Here is a 19,344-nt window from a genome sequence, read left to right as displayed (position 1 = left end):
TAAGTTATTCTCTTACGGGAACGAAACTAGCAAGATAGTATTATTCCCTGTTTGAAAGAGGTGATTTGCCTTGCAAAACCTTCCGCAACGAAAACACACACGCGTTAATGTCAATCTTTCCGTTTCCTGCCAATTCACTGATGATAAAATTCAAAAAAACATCTATTCATTGGGCCGTGTTTTTGATATCAGTTCAGGCGGCATGAAAGTCTGTTTGCCCATAAATTCAGATCCCAACCAAGGAGATAAATTTCAATATTTAATTAATCTGCCCCGGCCCTTTTCCCGGCTGGCCGGCAACGGAAAAATTCGCTGGATGCAAACCGATGAATCCCGGCAGCAGCTATTCTTGGGGATGACATTTACCGGTCTTTCCGCATCACAGATGCAGGACCTGGAGAGTATTATAGAGGAATTGTCAGAAGAGGACCTGGAGCCTATAAGAAACTATAATTGACAAATGATCAAACTAGAGTTGTTCTTCCTGATTCAATTGCCGCCGGCAACGCTGTCTATCCGCTCTATCCAGCCATGATAAACCATTGCCATAAGTTTGCTTCAAATCATAATAACGAATTTTTTCTTTCAGGGTTGCCGCTCCTGCCTGATATCTTTCTTTATAATACGCATATTGAACGTTACCGGGCAGACTTTCCAAATAATCTTCTGAAGATTGATATAATGGCGGTTGGCCGGTCAAGGGCGCGGGTGTTATGGATGCGTTCTCCGGGAGTATCTGACGATTGACATCTCCACCACTATTCCTCGACCCAGTCTGATCCCGCATATATTTATCTACAGATTTGTTTGGTGGTGCCAGCACAACCTGCCAATCTCGACCGCCACTCCCAATTACATTCAATGTTGCTTTATCCAGAATTTCAGCCCGGGCCCGGGCCGTGATATCCGGCAATTCAAAGCCCAATCGCTTTCCGCCAATAATAGATTTGGCGATTTGAAGTTCCACACGTGATTGCACATACCAGGTATGCGTAGGTTCAATGGAAAAAAGCACCGGAACTGCATATACCATAAACGGAACAACCTTAATATCATAATAGAGCGATGTCAGCATATGTCCGGCACTTACTGGAAACATCTCATAACGACTATTTTTCCCATCAATACCATTGGCTTCCGCTATTCTATCAATCCACTTCCGGCCGGTAATTTTATCGTTAAAATCGTAGAGTCCGCCTAAATGGTTCGCGGATGCCCCCACCATGGCTGCAATAGCCACCGCAAGTTCAGGAGGCGTTTTATAGCCATTTTTTTCACTAATCACGCCTACTTGCCGAACACCCAGCCATAATACCGCATTCCAATTCGTGATGCCGTTCAACATCCGCGCCTTCAAAGTCGCTGCGGAGAGCGCAATATTATCTGCCGCATTTTGTGCACGTACCTTCATGACGCCAATATAAATAACATTGGTCAATACCAAAGAGAACATGACCAGGAGCATCATCATCACAATGGTCATATAAAGCACATTGCCCCGTTCTTCTTTTCGCAAACGCTTTAGAAGCTGCTTCACCGCTACTCTCCTGCCTGAAAAAGATAGCCGGGTACTTTTTGCGTAATCGCAACATCCCCAATCACCGGTATAAGCGCATTGAGATGATGGACAACACGATATGCCCCATCCTCATAGTCAAATTCTGTGGCACCGCTGCTTAGGGTTTTACAAATTTCTTGGGCAACTTGCCGCCCGTTTCCCAAATCCTGTTTATCCATATGCGCCTGCCGGGCAGCCTCATAGACAGCCACCTTTACCACAATCGTACTGATCCCGATTTGTATGAGTTGGAGACAACCTCCAAAAAGTAACAGGACGATCGGGAGCGCAAATGCAGCCTCGACCATAGCCTGGCCTTTTTGGCGGCGAATCAAACACTGTAGTTTTTTTCTCCATAAAATCACGATACTTGCTCCTGCCCTGCTTGGTAAATTATTAGACTCATAGCGCTCCAAATAAAAGTTGTCCACTGTCACTGAATTGCCTTGGATGCTGGTTTTTTCCCGGAAAACCGGCACTGTATCCACACGCTAGCGCCGGTAATGCCGACAAAGTCAACCACGCCCCATGAACACTTGGGGTGCGTTTTTTCCTGAAAAAACCAGCATCCAAGGCAATCTTGATTGATCACTTATTCTCTAATTTGGACGCATATGTATTAGACTAAAAAACAAGATAAACCATGCACCTTTTTATTTTTTTTAATCAGCGATTAGTTGTTCCAGCTCATCAATCATTGAAGAAATCAGCACAAAACTTTTCCGCCAAAATTCAGGATGATTGATATCCGCTCCTGCGATGGCCGCAATCCGGGCCGGTTTTACTGAAGAGCCGGCTGCGAGTAATCGCTTAAATTTCGGAATAAAATCCACACCCTCATCCTTATATTGCTGGTAAAGCGCCATCACGAGTAAGTTGGCGAAATTGTAGGAATGAACATAAAACGGCACCGAAACCATATGCGGGATCGCTGCCCATTCCCACTGGTATTCAGCAGGAATAATCACCGCATCACCAAACATCAATCCTAATTCATGACGGTAGGCAGCACACAATTCATCCGCACTCATCAACCGTTCTGAAATCGTCCGGTGAATGGTCCGCTCAAACCGCGAAAACATATTCTGCCGATGCGAGGTGGCAAATATCTCCTCCAGTTTGCCGGCCAAGAGAGATATTTTTACTGCTTTGTCCGTTTCCTGTGAAAGCAAGTTTTCGGTTAATATCATTTCAGAAAAAATCGAAGCTGTCTCTGCCAGCGGAAGCACAGAATGAAAATTAACCAGTTTTTGCGGCATACTCAGCATGGCATGAACGGCATGCCCCAACTCATGTGCCATGGTGGAGACATCCCGTAACCGGCCTAGAAAATTGAGCATCACATAGGGTTTCAACGTCGGGACAGAAGATGAGCAAAATGCACCGCCCCTTTTTCCCGGCAGGGCAGGCGCATCGACCCGGTTTTCTTCAAACATAGAAAGCGCCAATGTATAAAGTTCCTGATCAAAACCACGAAAAGCATCCAGCACCATTGCTTGTGCCTCTTCCCAGGAATACCTCCGCGTGACCTGGGGCAAAGGCGCATAAATATCCGCCAATGTCATGTCCGGCAACGCCAATAATTTGGCCTTGATCCGGTAATAACGATGCACCAATTGGTTGGATTCTGTCGTGACATCGTGCAGCGCATCGATTGCTTCTTTGGCCAAATCATTATACACATTCATCACATCCATCGGGTTTTGAAAACCACGCAGTTTGCGCTCAATGTTATAGTCCTTCACCACCTGATTGAACACACTGGTGATGAGCAATTGATTGTCCCGATGACGTTCAAGAAACAGTTTCATGGCTCTGCGGCGCACATCAGCATCTGCGTGTTGGCGTAAAGCGCGCAATTCTTCACCACTGATGGTTTTAACCCGCCCCTCCAGCTCAAACTCAAATTTGAATTCCGTGGTAAACTCTTCATATAAATTTTGAAACGCCGTCTTTCCGGTTAAATCTTTTAAATTAATGATTTTCTCTTCCGGTTCGCTCAAATCATATTTCGCAGTCTCTTGCTTGCGCCTGATATAATAATGATAATCAGCAAGTTCAGGCGCGGATAAAAACGCTCGTGACTTTTCCGAAGAAATCTTCCCCAATTCAAGATCAAAAAATAATAAGTGATTTTCAATATCCGTTCCTTGTTCGCGAATTTTCATTTCAAACGCTTTGACCGCATCATTGGTTGTATCTACCGTGAGCAAGAGATTGGCATATTGACTCAGGCGGTAAACTGCCGAGATAATGGATTCCAGCAGCCCAAAAGCCATTGCCAAATGAGCAGGGGTCAAGCCGGCAATATTGCCTTTGTACTTTTCTTCAAATCCCACCGCCTGATGTCCGGCTTTTTCCAGTGTTCGATTGACATTGCCATCATCCATCCCGGAAAATAAATCCTGTAAATTCCAGCGGATTGTTTCCGGTGTGTTGTGTTTGGGTTGGGGCTGATGCATGCTAAACCTCACAGTCATTTATTTGAATGACTATTATAAATTTTTATTTCTTTCAGGTAAACCGGCAATATTGATTATTTCAAACAGGAAACAAACTCAGGGGCAAAGCCAAAAACTCCAATATTAAACATCGAATTATTTGGACTGTTCTTCAACATCAGGAAAAAATATCCTGATTTCAACCCGCCGGTTGCAGGCACGGGCTTTTTCCGTATTGGCGCGGCTCACCGGACGGGATTTTCCATAGCCTTGGCTGCGCACCCGGTCAGATGCAACACCCGTTTTTTTCAGGATATAATCCCCGACCATGGCAGCCCGCATGGCAGACAATTGTTGGTTATAACGCACACCGCCGACATCATCAGAGTGACCTGCACAAACCAGCTTGGACCGCTCGGGATATTTTTCAAGAATCGTATTGGCAGCCAATATTTTATCCATCATTGCAGGTTTGAAGGCAGCGCTGTCAAAATCAAATAATATGCCCGGAATCAAGATACCTTTCCCACCTGTCTGGGTAGCAAACAACCGAACCGGAATGGATCTGATTTTCCCCGACAAAAGAACACTGGTACGGTCGGCATAAACCAACTGAAGCACATAAGAATACCGCCGGTTTGTCGCCGCCACTTGCCCCTGGCTGTCTTTGCCGTCCCAAAGTATTTTCCCGGGCAATCTATCCTTGCCCGTCAGAGTACGCACCGTTTTTTGCGTTTTCTTTTCAACCATTTGCAGGGTCCATTGGGCAATCGGATAATCCTTGTCCAGTTGAAAGAGTACTTCCGGTTCTAAAATGCTGCCGTCTTTAAAGTACAACCGCCGCGGTGTTTGAAATGCCGGAATCTCCCGGGAAGCCGCCGGCTTACCTTCCGCCTTAAAGATAAGCTGATATTGATTTTTTTTCGGCATGAGGCGACCCTGCTGATTTTTCCCGTCCCATTTGAGATAGTCCGGTGGTTTCCCCATCCCTGTGATGCTTTTGACCATATTTCCTTTCTGGTCGCGAATTTCAAAACGCCAGTCCTTGATACGCGGGTCCACTTTCGGTGTTTTAAAGGTAACCGCACTCTCAAAATGTCGCGGGAGCTCTCTTAATTCCCTGACTTTGGCATGCCGGCCGGGCGCTTTCTCACCTGATGGCGGCACCGCCTTTTTTTCCTGCTGCAGAAAAACGTACGAAAGCGTAAAACGATGGGCAATCCCCAGGTTTGAAAACGGTTGATAGGCATAATCCAATCCAATATTTGCCAATCTAAAACCGGCCCCCAGCGAAAGCTCGCCTAATTCATTTTTAAAACGATATCCCCCTCGCAAAAACAGCATTTTTAAAAAACCATACTCCAAACCTGCCGTTGCATAACCATCTTCTTCAAGACCCAGCGGCTGAGTATAATCAGCCAGGATTTTCACCCGATGTCCTTCATACAAGGAAAAAAACAACCCAACGCCTGCCACCAACTGCATGGGCAACGGATCAGCCTCACTAATAAATGCCGTCCGGGCACCCACATTTTGCATTGCCAAACCCAATGCCAGCCAGCGCAATGGCGTACGATACCGCACACCCATATCCAGCGCTGCACCGATGCTGGAATACTCATCCAAACGGCTTTCCAGAACTTTGAGTCCCACGCCCGCCTCAACGTCTTTCCCGACAACATGCGAATAGGTAAGATGTAAAAGAAAATCGTGATAATCAATCGTGCCGACACGCATGCCTTGATCATCATACTCTGTAAAATCAGCACCCGAGGCATAAAACAGACGGCCTGACCAAGTACCGCCCAGCCAATTCGGGTAAGCGGCATCCAACTGTTCATAAACAAATTCATCAAACGCAATAAAATGTGTAAATGCAATTTCAGGATGGAGTTTCCCGGCCAATCCGGAAGGATTCCGGTTGTAGATGTCCAGCTCAACAAAATCAGCACACCCGGCAGATAATGCACCGGCCCGCGCCGGAATATCCAGCCGTAAAAACTCAGCACCACTCGAGGCCGTCCCGTTCGCAGGTCTCCCCAGGAATGCCGCAAGTAACAGCACAGTCATCAGCCCGACTTGGCGCTTTATCCGAATCGTTTTTGACACCATCAGCGAATAACCGCCACTTTCTTTTTGAGATTAATATTATCTGTTTTTATATAAATAAGGTAAACACCGGAGCGAACCGGAGAACCACTCGCGTTTTTACCTTGCCAGACTGCCTGAAAGATCCCGGATTCCTGTTCCTGATCTGAAATAACGGTCATAAGTTCTCCGCGCTGGTTATAAATTCTAATGGAAACGTGCTGGGCATGATCAAGCGGCACATCAATCGCCATCCCTTGATTGCCCCCAGCTTTAATCACATTGTTCCGGATACGCACCGAGGTTATACTTGGTTCAGGAACAGCGGTTGAAGTCGATGTCGCAACCGACGTGACGGTTATACTCGGTGTCTGTGTCGACGAATGATAGGGCGTTACCGTGGATGTAATCGTTGGTGAATAATCCGGGGTTTCCGTCAAGGTGGGTGTGTCTGTTGATGTCAATAGCGGTGTGGGTGTGTCTGTTGCGGTCATCGGCGATATTGGGGTCGACGAAAACGTGGGTGAAGGTGTCGCGCTGGCGGACACGGTCACCGTCGGCGAAAACGTGGGTGAGGGTGTCGCGCTGGCTGAAGCGGTCACCGTCGGTGATAATGTCGGCGTGAAAGACACTGTTACAGTCGGTGTTGGCGTTGGAATGGGATATTCCTCGTCAGCCCCGATATCCCAATTAATTGACCGAATCTCTCTGTCAATATCATCTGTAAATGGCATTGGCGTGTAGCCGCTCAAATTCATCCCATTATCTCTCGCACTGATATCACCCGGAGCCAGATGAAAATCACGTCCCGGATAATCGGCAAAGGCAACAATTGAATTATTCAACGCATTGGGTCCGGGGGCGTCACCAGACCTGATGTGACATCAAATATGCCTGAAAACCCGTCGCTACACCCCTGTGCAATATTATTCATTGCATAAACTATTCCGGAATTTTGCTGGAGTCCCCGGTAGGAATCCACAAAGGTATTATTTAGAATATGTGCTGTAAACTGCGAATCATCAATCTCAAGTGCAGCCACCCAATTGGTTCCGGACCGGTCAAAATTATAAAAAATATTGTTCCAGACAAATATAAGTCCATTGCCGGAATTATACAGTGTGATACCGGCATGCATGTTCTGATCTGTCGCGGTTCCGGAAAAAATGGAATGAGAAATATAAATTTCACTAGTACCGGGTGTCTCCAAATTAACGCATTTGCGCGAAACACTGGATACCGTGCTGATATTAAATTGAAGTCCTTCTATTCGAAAATAATCAATCTGAAAATAAATGCAGGTGGCATCGTTGGTAATCATACGGTAGGCACTATTATTCCACTTGCCATCATGACGCTGGCTTATGCCGACTTCCGTAGGGTCTTTGGGGGTAAAAATCCTGACATAGTGGGTTGCATCCGTTGTCCAGGATGCTCCGGCAAAAACCACCGGTGTGTTATCCGCCGCATCGGCATAACAGGCCAGATGCAGTACTCTGTTTCCGCTAATGAGATTCCATCCGTCTGCGGTTGCGTCAAAATTTCTCAATGCAGTAGGAATTCCCATGTTTTCAGAACCGCACTCAGCTTCAAAGAGCGATGTATAGGACCGGTAAATTTGCCAGTTTTCATCAGGAAACACTGTTGCAACCGGCGTACCGCCCGATTCATCCTGGACTATGAAAACTGAAGCAACGGAGCGCGATTGAATAAATGCCCGGGCATCAAGCAGACTGTCATTGTTGGAATCATAGACAATGATATCACCTACCCCGACATTGCCGGGCAGATCGAATGTAAATCCTGCGTTGGTGCCGGTAATCGTCAATAAATTACTGCTGCCGGTTGCCAGCGGCCCGTTCATTTCCGGACCAATAGAGCGATAAACCGGTGTTGCGGCATACAGCGCCGGCGACATGATAAACAGCGACAAAAGAAAAACCGTAAAAAAGAAAGATTTTTTCAACAACATAACAATTCCTTCCCGGGGTTCTCCAGCATCGAACATTTGTAAAACGCCCTTTTATTATATACCATTTCTTAGACTTGACCAGTCCCTAACTGGGTTTATTTAAGACATCTTTTTTTACAAAATAAAAACCGCATATTTTCATGGCTCCTAACGGGCGCGCTTGCGCTCCCAACGGGCGCGCTCACCGCGTACGTCAATATGCACAAACGGCCCGTGCTTTTCCGTACGATCATATAAACCCAACCCGCCTATTTTGTCATGATGACGCGGTTCTTCATCCAGTTGTTCCACCATAGCTATCAAACGCCGCACATCCGACATATTATTTTTCCCGTCACGGTTAAGGTCATCCATTTTATGATCACCATTCCCATCAACAAAAATATCCGCCGCCCGGCCCCACATATGCAGGCTATATTTAGCATTGCCCAACCGTTGGTTGTAATACGGTGTCCGGTAACCGCTGGAAACACTCAGGGTGTGGCAGGCAAACCCCTCCAAATTGACTCGGGCCAGCAGTACTTCAAGCTTGATGAGCAGACGCTCATCAAGCACCACATATTTTGGATATGCCCCGTCTTGACGGCAGATGAATTGCCGCAGTGTGAAATGGGGCATAAGCCTGTGATCAACATTGTCTTCCGTCACTTCAATAAAACCGCGAGGTTGCGGATATATCTCGCTATGACCGTTTGCCTGCGACGGATACTGCCCGATCCGGTAACCGTTCATGTCACCGCCTTGCAAGGCTTCAAACGGAACCATGACAAAACAATAAATAAAAACCGCTTCTTCACCATTAAGCTGAAAAATCCGTCCAGTATAATTCCCCGGCGTTTCGGGTACCGTCCAAACCCACTTACGTTCAGTTTGCTTTTGGGTCCTTCCAAATTCAGAATCAAAAAAATACTCGGTCCGCCATTTTGCATCGACCACTTGCAGCACGAGTGTTTCTCCGGGCAACGCAAAGACCGCCTGCTCATGATATCCCAGCATCATCTGATTGCAATGCACACTGAAACCGGCCCTGCCGGAATAAAAAAAATTTTCTGCAAATGTCCCGGAGGGATCTGACAGCATCAAAAATAAAACCATCACTAAAAGCGGGATCCATCGATCTTTCATTTTTTCCTTTCACTTCCCTGTCTGTTACGGATTCAATAGGAGATCTTCATCATACGTCCGGCTGCGCTTAATTTTAATACATTCCTGCGCCAAACGCTTTTCGAACTCCACAAAAAATATCATTTTGATATGATCGGCAAACTTTTCATCTTTGGCAATGCAGGAAACCGCTTCGCTGACAACCAAATCGGTTCCCACCTGCTGCACACCCAAGCTAATAATGATCCGGCTGTATTTGCCTTGGGTGTAAACACGGACAATCTGCTTGCCGGTGCGCTGAAGCTCCACCGTGTACCCCAGATTTTCTGCAGCTGTTTTGGCGGCATAAACGGTAATGGGTATACGCGGATCCAGCCTGGCAGGCGAACCGGGCAGTTCACGAAAACGACCACGAAATATCGTGCGTTCCCACAGTTGATTCAATCCCACATCAATGTGTTGCGTGGCTGGTTGCGCCTGCTTTTCATCTTTACCTGTCAAAATAATATCAAACAGGATTAATTCCTTATAAAAAACAATTTCCAGTTTCGCAACATAACGCCCCTGCTGATTTTGTCCTAAATAGCTTTCTTGATAGCTGGAACGGCCGTCAGATGTCCGGCTTTCAACCACCTGTTTCCCTTGAGCAAGATTTTTTTTGACCAAAGATGCAATAAAATTCTCCTGCGGTTTTTTCCTGATAAAGGTTGCCATAATGCTGTAATGATTGCCGGCTTTATCCGCAAATCCACATACGATCGCCGAACCGTCTTTTGAAATGGCATCCTGCAAAGAAGACACATCTACATCATCTGTCAAATCCACAGAGAAAGAACCGAGCGGTGAAATATAGATTTGATCGTGGATGCTTCCCTCCAATGGTTTTAATTGTTGTTCCTGCACTTTGGAGCATCCTGCCAGAAGAAGCAAAAAAACCGCCAAACAAGCAGCACGCGGTTTAATTTTTCCGGCAGCCATGACAATTATCACGATTGCACCAACCATTTTTTTGCATCCTCAATCGTGCCAAACGCCTCCAGCGTGCTGCCACCTTTTTGTTTAGTAACCATCTGAACTGCCTTAAAAAGATTTTTTTGAACACCGGTAACACCGACAACAGCATATTTATCAATAAAAAGGGTGGTTGCCAAAGAAGTTCTTTTCAGTTCCGCCACGTTTCGGCGGTCAAATTTTGCTCCCCGGATATCCGACAACACCAGAACAGACTTCTCCTGCTGTTCCAATATTATGGATTCAAATCGTTTCATTGCATCAATAAAGTCCTCAACAGACAAGTGCGTTAAATCGTTACTGAGTATTTTTTTCCCTGCATATTCAACCCATTCCAATGCGGTAATCTCCTTTCCAGGATTGCTTCCTTTTTTTATCATACGCAATCATCTGTATAAAATCGATAGAAAATGTAAGGGTTTTACTTTCTAATCATAATTGTTCCGAGTTATATTGATTTGCTCTATATGTTGTGGTATGAATGTTGTGAATTGCGTAGATATAGTATTTTATTAAAAAGTTTGCTTGACAAATATCAAATCCGCCGTATGATATGCACCTTAATTCAAGTTCCCCGCTCTGATCCGACACCCAACATTCGCCGGGCAAAAGAGCGGGCAACCAACAGAAGTCCCATCCTTCAATTATCTATCCGGTCAGGGGACTTGGATATGATCTGTAAAAAGTCATTATTACTATCCCGCTTCACTCCCGACTTAAAAGCCGGGGAATTCGCGGCCAACATATTAAACACCGGAGGTCTACCGTATGTCCCAATCATCTGCCACTGATTTAAAACTCCCCATCAACTCCATCCGCGTTCTTGAACGCCGCTATCTTGCAAAGAATGACAAAGGAAAAATCACCGAAACACCCCATAAATTATTCCGACGCGTGGCAAACAACATTGCATCCCCCGATCGGATTTACGACCCCCAGGCAGATATTTCCGCTGTTTCCGATAAATTTTTCAACCTGATGACTGATCTTGAATTTTTGCCCAATTCCCCCACACTCATGAATGCAGGCCGTGATCTCCAGCAGCTCTCTGCCTGCTTTGTCCTCCCGATTGAGGACAGTATGGAATCAATTTTCGAAACCGTTAAAAACGCAGCCTTGATCCACAAAAGCGGCGGCGGAACAGGCTTCTCTTTCTCCCGCATCCGGCCACAAAATTCACGGGTACGCTCCACTAACGGTTGTGCCAGCGGCCCGGTATCTTTTATGAAAGTTTTCAACGCTTCAACCGAAGCTGTCAAACAAGGCGGGACACGACGGGGCGCCAACATGGCAATTCTACGGGTCGATCATCCCGACATCCTTCAATTCATCCACTGCAAGCAGGACACGCAGGAACTGACCAATTTTAACATCAGTGTTGCCTTAACAGATCCTTTTATGCAGGCATTGGAAAAAGATCAAGACTTTGATCTCATTCATCCTAAGACGCAGGAAAAAGCCGGCCGGCTCAATGCCAAAAAAGTCTTTGACCAAATCGTAAAAAATGCCTGGCAAACAGGCGAACCGGGGATTGTTTTTATCGATCATATCAATGCAGACAACCCAACGCCGCACCTGGGTAATATCGAGAGCACCAATCCTTGTGGTGAGCAGCCCTTGCTGCCATACGAAGCCTGCAATCTCGGTTCCATCAATCTTTCTATCATGATTACAGAGACCGATGGTCTCAAGGTTGTTGATTATGCCAGATTAAAACGCGTCGTTCGCTCAGCCGCTCACTTCCTGGATAATGTCATTGATGTCTCTGCCTTTCCGCTGCAAAAGATTGATGACCTGGTTAAAACCAACCGGAAAATTGGGCTGGGGGTTATGGGCTTCGCGGATATGCTGCTCAAGCTCGGCGTTCCTTACAATTCCGAAAGAGCGCTCCAAATTGCTGAAAACATCATGAAATTCATTCAGGACGAGAGCAAACAAATGTCGCGCGAACTGGCGCAAAAACGTGGGCCCTTCCCTGCCTTTGGCGAGAGTCTGTATGCCAAAAACGGCGAACGGCCGTTGCGCAATGCCACCACAACCACCATCGCGCCCACCGGAACGATCAGTATTATTGCGGGTGTGAGTTCAGGTATTGAGCCGTTGTTCGCCGTCTCGTTTGTACGCAATGTCATGGACAATGATAAACTCATTGAAGTTAACCCGGTATTCAAACAGACCGCAGTTTTTCACGGATTTGACTCTCCTGAGTTAATGCAGGAAATCGCTGCCAAGGGTACTGTTCATGGGATTAATGGGGTTCCGGACGATATCCAGAATATTTTTGTAACCGCCCATGATATTACACCGCTCTGGCATGTGCGTATGCAGGCGGCATTCCAAAAATATACTGACAATGCCGTTTCCAAAACCGTCAACTTTTCCAAAAAAGCCAACACCCAAGATGTGGATGAAGTTTTCCGCAAAGCATTTCAAAGCGGATGCAAGGGTGTCACCATTTATCGCGATGGCAGCCGTGAAAACCAGGTTTTATCTGTGAGTGGCTCCGCTTCCCAGCAAGATACGGAAGAACTTCATAAGCTTGAACCGCGTAAACGACCTGATGTTATCCAGGGTTCTACGTATAAAATGAGGACCGGTTGCGGCAATCTCTATATCACATTAAACAATGATGAAACCGGTCTATTCGAGATCTTTACCCAGATGGGAAAATCAGGCGGCTGCGCAGCCTCTCAGTCAGAAGCCATCTCACGGTTGGTATCCATGGCATTGCGCGCGGATGTCAATCCGGAAGCAATCATAAAAAATTTACGCGGTATTCGCTGTCCGAATCCTGCATGGGCTGAAGGGGGCATGGTCCTCTCCTGCCCCGATGCGATCGGTCTGGCGATCGAACGCTATCTTAAATGGCGGCAGGGTGATGAGAGCACGGTCAAACTCTCTGGAAGTTTAGATGCGCTGGACCGTCTCACCGGAGCTTGTCCGGAATGCGGCGGTGCGATCGAGCACGAGGGTGGCTGTATGGTCTGTCGTGCCTGCGGCTTCTCCCGCTGCAGCTAATCGCTTGGGGCCGGTTCGATATCCCAGATTGCAACCCTGTCTTTATTGGTAGGCGGAAGTCCGGCAATCATGCAATAGGCCATATTCAATCGCATAAAATTTTCAGTAATTCTCTCGGCCTTGAGAATTGATTCCGGCTTAATGGTAAACCATTCACGATCCCGAAAATTCAACGGACAAACATCCACCCCCTCACGATCCGGATAGTCCAACGGGATACCATGGGTACGGCAAATAATCGGCCGGGCCGGATAAACGGCACAAGCATCTTCGATTAAAAAACGACAGTATTGGCCCTGACATACACTGGAAATTCGAGGAATACCCGAAAGCTGCCTCCCAATTACATAGGCTTCCAGCGGTGCAACCGAATTTAGCGTACAGCACTCGGAACAACCCTTTTGACAATGAATTTCTTTGGGGTACGCTTTGACCACACTTTCAAAAAAGCGATCACAATAATCACACAGTGCCTGATATTTTTTTAGTAATTCATCCATTTTTTCAAAACACATACTCACTCCTTGGCATCTTGTTTCCAAACGGCTCAGTATACCATTCATTTGCATTTTATTTATAAATAGTATATAGTCTCATTTTTCCACTAATCGCAGTTTCAAGGATACGCCTTATGCATACCCATCCCAAACTTTTAGCCCCGGCCGGCAATGATGAATCATTACAGGCCGCGATTCAAGGCGGATGCGATGCTGTTTACTTCGGCGTCGAAGCTCTTAATATGCGTGCAAAAAACACGGTCACCTTTTCTCTCTCCGAGATCAACCGGGTCGCCGGGCAATGCCGCAAGGCCGGAATCCAAAGCTACCTCACACTCAATACAGTGCTCTATGACCACGAGCTGGACCAAGCCCGCCAAATCATTGATACCGCCAAACAATCCGGGATCAACGGTGTCATTGTGTCGGACATGGCTGCCCTGCTCTACTGCCATCAGCAGGGGCTCGAAGCGCATATCTCAACCCAGCTCTCGGTCTCCAATCTCGAATCCGTCCTTTTCTTCAGTCAGTATGCGGACCGTATTGTGCTGGCGCGCGAACTCTCTCTGGCACAGGTCGCGCATATTACGCGGGAAATTCAGACACGCCAACTAACCGGCCCTGCCGGACGTCTCCTGGAAATCGAGCTCTTTGCACACGGCGCCATGTGCGTTGCCGTCTCCGGCCGTTGTGCCATGTCACTTTATTTGCACAATGCATCGGCCAATCGCGGCCAATGTCTACAACCCTGCCGTCGCCAATACCGGGTTATGGATACGGAAGACAATTTAGAACTGGTATTGAATAACAACTATGTGATGAGCCCCAAAGATCTTAACACGATTCATATTCTTGATAAAATCGCAGCCAGCGGTGTTTCTGTTCTAAAAATCGAAGGCCGGACACGCTCAGCGGAGTATGTTTATTGGGTGACCAAGGCCTACCGTTCTGCGCTTGATGCCCTGGTTGCAGGCACGTATTCCCCCGCCCTTACCCAATCCCTCGAGCAAGATCTTAAAAAAATCTACCACCGCGGTTATGCGGAAGGATTTTATTTAGGAATGGATTCCAGCCAATGGTCGGGTAAACATGGTTCCCATGCCACTCATCGAAAAGTCTATTGCGGAAAGGTATTAAACTACTATCCCAAGGCTTTTGCTGCCTGGGTCAAAATCGAGGCCTGTGACCTGGCCAATGGCGATGAGATCATTATCATCGGTCCAACCACAGGCGTGGTGACATTTAAATTAGAAGGAATGCAAAAAGAGGATAAACCGATTTGCCGGGCCAAACCAGGTGAAGACGTAACCTTCAAAGTCCCGAAGCGTATCCGTACCAATGATAGGGTGCATATTTTTCGCGCCATCCCACCCACGCTCTAATCCATCAACGACAGCCCCACTTATCAGCGGTTTTTTCATACGCTGCCTTTGTCAATTCATATGCTTTCTCCAACATGGACGGTTCCATCTCTAATCGCTGTAAAACACGGATCATACTGATTTCAGGCCCGCTGCATGTATAACTGGAAAATCCCATTTGTCGGCTCATATAATTGGCCAAGGTAATAACATCCACCAACCGATCCGGATGATCATCCGGCCGGTGATGCTCTGCAATAACCTGGCGGATGGTTCCGGGAATATTCCACTGTTCGGCAATCATGCTCCCCATCGCGACATGATCCATACCCATCACTTCTTTTTCCGCCGTCTGTTCATCTGTTTGGTGTTTTTCCATATAACCGCTGATCGCTGCGTTGGTTTCTTGATATCCCATCTGCCGGCTGATCACCACCTTACCCATGTCATGCATGATCGCTGCAGTAAAAGCAATATGAGGAATGGAAATACGCACGACATTCCGAATAGCTTCCACAGCAAATCCGGTTGACACACTATGTTTCCAAAGCCTATCCTCGGACAAATCACTCTTCCCGCAGCGATTTCGCATGTTGGCCATCATGTGATGCCCGACTGCCAGCTTAAGAACATTTTCCGACCCCAAGCGGACCACCGCATCCCATATATTATTAATCTCAATCTGAGCCGAGCTCCAAGATGAATTGGCCCAGCGCAATACACTGGCGGTCAGTACCGGATCGAGCTCAATGACCTGCGTGATCTCCTCGATATTATAACTTCCCTGAGAAATCAACTCCGTCAAATGCAGAACCGAAACCGGCAAGGGTGGTAAACTCACCATGGTGGTTGGATCGATTTTTTGTTGCATCCCGCCTCCTCTCACTACTATCGGCGGTTCTCTTCCTCTTATTGAGTCCACTTTTTATTTGCATGACTCGCACTGAAAAACTGGTATACTGTTTTTCACGTCCCCAGGAGGCTGATATCCCATGCATTGGTTGCAACAACTAAAACGCTGGAAAAACTTGGTCTTTGCCTTATGTTTTTTTATTCCGGTTATTATTTATAGCGCAATTCAACCTTCCAATCATCGCGACTGGTCCGAAGATCAGACAATCCTTTCACAGGCTGTGTTTGAGGGTGACCAGGTGAAAATCAGCAATATCCGCAATGTCACATACCAATCAGTATCTGATTATGCTGTTTCTCACTATGATAAAACCGTCCATTTAAATAATATCGAATCAGCCTGGTATGTCTGCGAACCTTTTTCATCCTGGCGGGGTTTGGCACACACTTTCATCAGCTTTGAATTTTCCGGCAATGATTACATTGCCATTTCCGTCGAGATACGCAAAGAGAAAGGCGAATCTTTTTCACCCATCAAGGGAATGCTCAAACAATTTGAAATCATGTACGTAGTAGGCGATGAAAAAGACCTGATCAAACTTCGTACTCAGTACCGGCGCGATGAGGTATTCCTCTATCCCCTCACACTTGAAAAAAAAACCCTCCGTCAATTATTCGTTCTCATGCTGAAAAAAGCCAACGCGCTGCATGAGCATCCCGAGTTCTACCACACCTTCACCAACACCTGTGCCACGACAATTGTGGGCCACATCAACGAAATCATCCCGGGCCGGATTCCTTTTCATTTTAATATTCTTTTTCCGGGATATTCGGATGATCTTTTCTACCAACTCGGACTTGTTGACACCCAACTCCCATTTTCCGAATACCGTGATTTCCATAAAATCAATTCGCGCGCCGATGCCTACGCAGACGATCCCGCCTTCTCAATTTTCATTCGAAAATTCAACGAATAATTAACCGATTTTGGGTAAAAAAATTCCCCAACCCTATTTATACATGCGTTCCAGAAGCCCAATACGCTTTTGGGTCATTTTATGAATCCCTTTCCGATCCACCTCAACGCTCCAATAGAACGGACTGGCACCGGAGCGGCATCCATAAGTGCTGGAAGGCGCACTCATAAAAACGGGTCCTTCCGCCGGTTGAAAAATATAACCGGCATGCTGATGTCCATACATCACCAGCGAGAACCCCATTTTCGCCATCAGGGGATAAACCCGTTTGGCATTCCGCAACCGCATCCCCGGTTGAAAAAGCGGAAAATTCAACCCATGGTACTGCATATTGATAATCGGATGGTGCATACATGCCAACCGGACGGTATGATTTTTTCTTTCTTTCAATTGCATTTCAACCGCATGAATTTGATGCAGCGGAAGTAACCCCGACGCACTGCCCGGCACATGTGAAGGTTGACAGGTGTCAAAGCAGGCCAAAACCACCTCCGACCCGAGATCTAAAACATACCCTCCCTGTTTCGGTATACCCAGGCTATCCGCAAATACTTCCCAATCTTTACGCTTCTGACGGACGCTGCGTCGCAGCGGCTTCTCCTTAAAAACCGGCGAGGTTGCATAAATATCATGATTGCCTGGAATACAAACAAGCCGCTTTTTTTTAATATACTGTTGAAAACCGGCTTGTACCAGATCATAGCCAACACCGTCATCCGTCACATCGCCGGTGATAATAATCCAATCGGGTTTATCCTTCATCAGGGTTTTTGCAACAGCACAAAACTGAATGTTTTCATTGTTGGGATCTTCTTTTAAAAGATATTCAATGGTTTTATCGGTTGGACAATGCTTTGCCAAATAAGCATGACAAGTACGACTATGGATAACTCTGCGATGATGTAATTTTTTGAGCACGGCATCTACCGTACCACCGTTTTTCACTTTTATAATCTCATGAATATACCCATCATCATCAACCAGGCGCAACGCATCATAAAATCGCAAGCGGCGTTCGGCATGACGTATATCAATCCGCCAGCCGTCGGACTTCCATACTGTCCGCCATCCTTTGTCCCGGGCTGCGCGGTCGCGCCCAATTTTCCTAAACTGGGTCATACGAATACCGTATTTAGAAACATGCAAATCCGTTAATTGTGCAATCTTCATGCGCCGTCCTTGCCTGCAATGGGTAACGCGCCCACCACTGTTTCCTTTTGTCGAATACAATGCTCTCCCGAGACTTATATTTTAAACCGCTGCGATTATCAGGCCGGCGCGAAACTGATCCGGCCGGACACGGAACACTCATTTATCAAAATATTCATTCATTTTCAGTTCTTATTAATTCCGCAGGAAGTTCGTTGATTTTTTTCGCGGTAATCATATTAGTGGTCTCCAACAATTCCGAGAGTGTTTGTGATGCCAAATAGGCGGCAATTCTCTCCGACGCCGCCGTTATTCGAATATCATCCGTATATCGATTCCGGGTAATCCTGCCTGCAAGGACCTTTTGTTTCACCGCTTTCTCAATCTGCGCTTCACGCAGTGTCCGAATATTTAATTGTGATCCTTCAGTAATTTCATACTGCACAATAAAGTAGCCGGTATCACTGTGCCGAACATGCTTTTTTTCGTCAGACTTGACCTTCTTAATATTTAAATACTTATCTCCATTCACATCGGAAATAAACCCGCGATAAATTTCTGAAAACCTGTAATAATCCTCCATCAACACAACAAGAATGTGTCCATCAGTTTCTTCCATAAACAGCAAATAATTTTCTTCCTGCGAGTTATCCGACTGCGTTGCGACTGTTTTCCAAAGACCCAACAATGCCGGGTCAGAACCCGGAACCGGATTTTCTGTAACGGGATGAAGCGAGGTGAAATAGCAACCGGAAAACAATAAAGTCGTGACAACCATTACAATTTTCAAAATCGCAGTCATTCCCCACCTCCCAGCGTGGACTTTAAACCCATCATAACAATTCTCCAATCGAATTGTCAATCAGGTGGATTTTTCCGGGAACTTATCCGGCAATTGTTTAGCGCAACTCTTATGGCGGCGCAAAAACTCAGCAAACTTTCCATCCTGCTTAATGATATGATCATGCAAATACTCTACCAAAAAAGGAAGTAATTTAACCAAAGGCAGCACATCTCCATTTTCCAGCCCCGTTTTAAATTCAGCCATTTTTTTTTGCATAACAGCATGCATCGCTTTGTGTTCTTCCAACCCCGGGTAACCGCAGTGCACCATGAGTGCCTCTTCTGCTTCAAAATGACATTTTTCATAAGTTTGCAGTTGAGAAACAATGTCCTGGATGCGTCGTGCATCCGCATCTTCTTTTAATACCAAATACAAATTATTAATTATGGAAATCATTTCCTTATGCTGATCATCCAATTCCGAAACATGGACACTCATTGATTTCTGCCATTTAATTAATTGATGCATGTGA

The 19,344-nt window shown here is 46.3% G+C and carries 18 protein-coding genes; 4 read left to right on the top strand and 14 right to left on the bottom strand.

From position 1 onward, the window contains the following. Positions 1-70 precede the first annotated feature (70 nt). The gene (locus K8S19_06455; GenBank protein ID MCD4813318.1) at positions 71-457 is read left to right on the top strand and encodes a PilZ domain-containing protein; all 387 of its coding nucleotides are present in this window, start codon (positions 71-73) and stop codon (positions 455-457) included. A 12-nt stretch (positions 458-469) separates the two neighbouring features. Here the strand turns inward: K8S19_06455 and K8S19_06450 are convergent, their stop codons facing one another. The 9 genes from K8S19_06450 to K8S19_06410 all read right to left on the bottom strand — a co-directional run bounded on the left by K8S19_06450 (position 470) and on the right by K8S19_06410 (position 10,554). After that, on the bottom strand, positions 470-1,537 hold the full coding sequence (locus K8S19_06450) for a Tad domain-containing protein (protein MCD4813317.1): 1,068 nt from the start codon (positions 1,535-1,537) through the stop codon (positions 470-472). 2 nt (positions 1,538-1,539) lie between these two features. Beyond that, positions 1,540-1,923 (bottom strand): pilus assembly protein, encoded by a 384-nt coding sequence (locus tag K8S19_06445; protein ID MCD4813316.1) that lies wholly within the window; start codon positions 1,921-1,923, stop codon positions 1,540-1,542. Between the two features lie 297 nt (positions 1,924-2,220). Further along, positions 2,221-4,020, bottom strand: a complete 1,800-nt coding sequence (locus K8S19_06440) for a M3 family oligoendopeptidase (protein MCD4813315.1) — start codon at positions 4,018-4,020, stop codon at positions 2,221-2,223. Positions 4,021-4,155: 135 nt separating this feature from the next. After that, positions 4,156-6,111, bottom strand: a complete 1,956-nt coding sequence (locus tag K8S19_06435; GenBank protein ID MCD4813314.1) for a PorV/PorQ family protein — start codon at positions 6,109-6,111, stop codon at positions 4,156-4,158. Beyond that, entirely contained in the window at positions 6,111-6,932 is an 822-nt protein-coding gene (locus K8S19_06430; GenBank protein ID MCD4813313.1) for a hypothetical protein, read from the bottom strand. Before K8S19_06430 ends, K8S19_06435 begins: the two co-directional genes overlap by 1 nt. Further along, on the bottom strand, positions 6,929-8,095 hold the full coding sequence (locus tag K8S19_06425; GenBank protein ID MCD4813312.1) for a hypothetical protein: 1,167 nt from the start codon (positions 8,093-8,095) through the stop codon (positions 6,929-6,931). The genes K8S19_06430 and K8S19_06425 overlap by 4 nt, the downstream gene beginning before the upstream one ends. Before the next feature lie 111 nt (positions 8,096-8,206). Then, positions 8,207-9,184 (bottom strand): DUF882 domain-containing protein, encoded by a 978-nt coding sequence (locus K8S19_06420; protein ID MCD4813311.1) that lies wholly within the window; start codon positions 9,182-9,184, stop codon positions 8,207-8,209. Positions 9,185-9,208: 24 nt separating this feature from the next. Then, complete coding sequence (locus K8S19_06415; GenBank protein ID MCD4813310.1) at positions 9,209-10,168, bottom strand: hypothetical protein; 960 nt, start codon at positions 10,166-10,168, stop codon at positions 9,209-9,211. Next, a complete protein-coding gene (locus K8S19_06410; protein MCD4813309.1) occupies positions 10,150-10,554 on the bottom strand; it encodes a hypothetical protein in 405 nt (134 codons plus the stop codon). Before K8S19_06410 ends, K8S19_06415 begins: the two co-directional genes overlap by 19 nt. A 388-nt stretch (positions 10,555-10,942) precedes the next feature. Between K8S19_06410 and K8S19_06405 the strand changes: the two genes are divergently transcribed. Next, positions 10,943-13,192, top strand: a complete 2,250-nt coding sequence (locus K8S19_06405; protein ID MCD4813308.1) for a vitamin B12-dependent ribonucleotide reductase — start codon at positions 10,943-10,945, stop codon at positions 13,190-13,192. On the opposite strand, the gene K8S19_06400 is transcribed toward K8S19_06405, so the two are convergent. Continuing rightward, positions 13,189-13,707, bottom strand: a complete 519-nt coding sequence (locus K8S19_06400) for a hypothetical protein (protein ID MCD4813307.1) — start codon at positions 13,705-13,707, stop codon at positions 13,189-13,191. The genes K8S19_06405 and K8S19_06400 overlap by 4 nt on opposite strands. A 116-nt stretch (positions 13,708-13,823) precedes the next feature. On the opposite strand from K8S19_06400, the gene K8S19_06395 reads away from it, so the two are divergent. After that, positions 13,824-15,071 carry a U32 family peptidase gene (locus tag K8S19_06395; GenBank protein ID MCD4813306.1) on the top strand — a complete coding sequence of 416 codons (1,248 nt, stop codon included), beginning with the start codon at positions 13,824-13,826 and terminating at the stop codon, positions 15,069-15,071. 4 nt (positions 15,072-15,075) lie between these two features. Here the strand turns inward: K8S19_06395 and K8S19_06390 are convergent, their stop codons facing one another. Beyond that, positions 15,076-15,921, bottom strand: coding sequence for an HDOD domain-containing protein (locus tag K8S19_06390; GenBank protein MCD4813305.1), 846 nt, complete (start codon positions 15,919-15,921; stop codon positions 15,076-15,078). Positions 15,922-16,042: 121 nt separating this feature from the next. Between K8S19_06390 and K8S19_06385 the strand changes: the two genes are divergently transcribed. After that, complete coding sequence (locus tag K8S19_06385; protein MCD4813304.1) at positions 16,043-16,879, top strand: DUF4105 domain-containing protein; 837 nt, start codon at positions 16,043-16,045, stop codon at positions 16,877-16,879. 33 nt (positions 16,880-16,912) lie between these two features. On the opposite strand, the gene K8S19_06380 is transcribed toward K8S19_06385, so the two are convergent. The 3 genes from K8S19_06380 to K8S19_06370 form a co-directional block, all read right to left on the bottom strand. After that, positions 16,913-18,049: a metallophosphoesterase gene (locus K8S19_06380; protein MCD4813303.1), complete on the bottom strand. Its 1,137-nt coding sequence runs from the start codon at positions 18,047-18,049 to the stop codon at positions 16,913-16,915. A gap of 154 nt (positions 18,050-18,203) precedes the next feature. Then, positions 18,204-18,830: a hypothetical protein gene (locus tag K8S19_06375; GenBank protein ID MCD4813302.1), complete on the bottom strand. Its 627-nt coding sequence runs from the start codon at positions 18,828-18,830 to the stop codon at positions 18,204-18,206. A gap of 60 nt (positions 18,831-18,890) precedes the next feature. Then, complete coding sequence (locus tag K8S19_06370; GenBank protein MCD4813301.1) at positions 18,891-19,340, bottom strand: bacteriohemerythrin; 450 nt, start codon at positions 19,338-19,340, stop codon at positions 18,891-18,893. Positions 19,341-19,344 lie beyond the last annotated feature (4 nt).

The organism is bacterium, from assembly GCA_021108215.1.
Lineage (GTDB): Bacteria > Oederibacteriota > JAAXVQ01 > JAAXVQ01 > JAUVAV01 > JAIORK01.
This window is presented reverse-complemented; position numbering and strand designations above follow the sequence as displayed.

Bases quoted from the DNA above. Each gene is read 5' to 3' on its own strand.
- K8S19_06440 (MCD4813315.1), bottom strand. From the start codon at position 4,020: ATGCATCAGCCCCAACCCAAACACAACACACCGGAAACAATCCGCTGG.
- K8S19_06435 (MCD4813314.1), bottom strand. From the start codon at position 6,111: ATGGTGTCAAAAACGATTCGGATAAAGCGCCAAGTCGGGCTGATGACT.
- K8S19_06425 (MCD4813312.1), bottom strand. From the start codon at position 8,095: ATGTTCGATGCTGGAGAACCCCGGGAAGGAATTGTTATGTTGTTGAAA.
- K8S19_06420 (MCD4813311.1), bottom strand. From the start codon at position 9,184: ATGAAAGATCGATGGATCCCGCTTTTAGTGATGGTTTTATTTTTGATG.
- K8S19_06415 (MCD4813310.1), bottom strand. From the start codon at position 10,168: ATGGTTGGTGCAATCGTGATAATTGTCATGGCTGCCGGAAAAATTAAA.
- K8S19_06410 (MCD4813309.1), bottom strand. From the start codon at position 10,554: ATGATAAAAAAAGGAAGCAATCCTGGAAAGGAGATTACCGCATTGGAA.
- K8S19_06405 (MCD4813308.1), top strand. From the start codon at position 10,943: ATGTCCCAATCATCTGCCACTGATTTAAAACTCCCCATCAACTCCATC.
- K8S19_06400 (MCD4813307.1), bottom strand. From the start codon at position 13,707: ATGTGTTTTGAAAAAATGGATGAATTACTAAAAAAATATCAGGCACTG.
- K8S19_06395 (MCD4813306.1), top strand. From the start codon at position 13,824: ATGCATACCCATCCCAAACTTTTAGCCCCGGCCGGCAATGATGAATCA.
- K8S19_06390 (MCD4813305.1), bottom strand. From the start codon at position 15,921: ATGCAACAAAAAATCGATCCAACCACCATGGTGAGTTTACCACCCTTG.
- K8S19_06385 (MCD4813304.1), top strand. From the start codon at position 16,043: ATGCATTGGTTGCAACAACTAAAACGCTGGAAAAACTTGGTCTTTGCC.
- K8S19_06380 (MCD4813303.1), bottom strand. From the start codon at position 18,049: ATGAAGATTGCACAATTAACGGATTTGCATGTTTCTAAATACGGTATT.
- K8S19_06375 (MCD4813302.1), bottom strand. From the start codon at position 18,830: ATGACTGCGATTTTGAAAATTGTAATGGTTGTCACGACTTTATTGTTT.
- K8S19_06370 (MCD4813301.1), bottom strand. From the start codon at position 19,340: ATGCATCAATTAATTAAATGGCAGAAATCAATGAGTGTCCATGTTTCG.